The 445-nt window shown below is 68.8% G+C and carries 1 protein-coding gene; it reads left to right on the forward strand.

The window, feature by feature from the left end; all coding sequences use genetic code 11:
- On the forward strand, positions 1–388 hold a 388-nt coding region (locus ACTD9P_RS29965; RefSeq protein WP_438870471.1), incomplete at its 5' end, for a hypothetical protein.
- Positions 389–445 lie beyond the last annotated feature (57 nt).

Here is a 445-nt window from a genome sequence, read left to right on the forward strand (position 1 = left end):
GCTCGCGACGCGCAGCGCCTCGCGCATGAACCGCTCGTCGTCGGTCGCCTCGGATGCCATCGGTTTATTTGGGCTCGATGGCGAGCTTGCGATCGGTGGGCAGCACGGTCGCGCCGGCATCCGCCGCGGCCTGTTCGGTGGTGACGGTGCGGCCGGCATCGGCCTCCTTGGCCGGCAGCAGCAGCACGCCGGCGGCGCCAAGCGCGAGGCTGGCGGCGACGATGAGGAAAAGCGGGAGTTTGCGCATGAGGATTGTAAGTCGAAGACGCGATGGAAGTTCCGGGGCGCTCCCAAGATGCCGATGCTGCGCATCGCGGCGGACCGACGGACGGCCGCGGAGCGGGCGCTCGTCCTTCGAGACGGCTGCCGCGCGTCCTCCTCAGGATGAGGCGCAACGGAATTGCGGGACTTGCGATCTGGCACATGTCGCGTAGCGTGTCGGGAT

Origin of the sequence: Pseudomonas onubensis (genome assembly GCF_965653655.1) — a bacterium.
In the GTDB taxonomy this organism is placed as follows: domain Bacteria; phylum Pseudomonadota; class Gammaproteobacteria; order Pseudomonadales; family Pseudomonadaceae; genus Aquipseudomonas.